Origin of the sequence: Pseudoalteromonas sp. SIMBA_162 (assembly GCF_046535955.1) — a bacterium.
Taxonomy (GTDB): Bacteria; Pseudomonadota; Gammaproteobacteria; order Enterobacterales; family Alteromonadaceae; genus Pseudoalteromonas; species Pseudoalteromonas marina.
In genome coordinates this window covers 1-275 of record NZ_JAWJBQ010000354.1, presented here as the reverse complement: position 1 = coordinate 275, position 275 = coordinate 1, and the positions used below count along the sequence as shown (strand labels likewise).

The following is a 275-nucleotide window of genomic DNA, read 5'->3' as shown; positions in this document are numbered from 1 at the left end:
CCTATAGGAGTACTTCTTGCTTTAAGTGCAGGGTTGATGTTTGCACTCTATACGAATTGTAGTAAGCAGCTAACAGAAAAAGAAGAAACATTGCCAGCCGTAGCGATGACCTTCTCTCTTTGTTCTGTCATGCTCTTGCCATTCTCTGGAGATGGAGTAACTTGGGCAATCAATCAGCAAAACTTGTTTCCAATAGTCTTTATGGGATTAGCAGCAACAAGTTTAGCCTATATCTTATTTCTAGCCGGTTTGGAGAAAATTAGTTCTTCATCTGC

Annotated in this window: 1 protein-coding gene; it reads left to right on the top strand. The window is 40.4% G+C overall.

Translation table 11 applies throughout. The features are described from left to right. The coding region (locus R0J88_RS20005; RefSeq protein ID WP_410900876.1) for an EamA family transporter at positions 1 to 275 on the top strand (275 nt) is incomplete at both ends.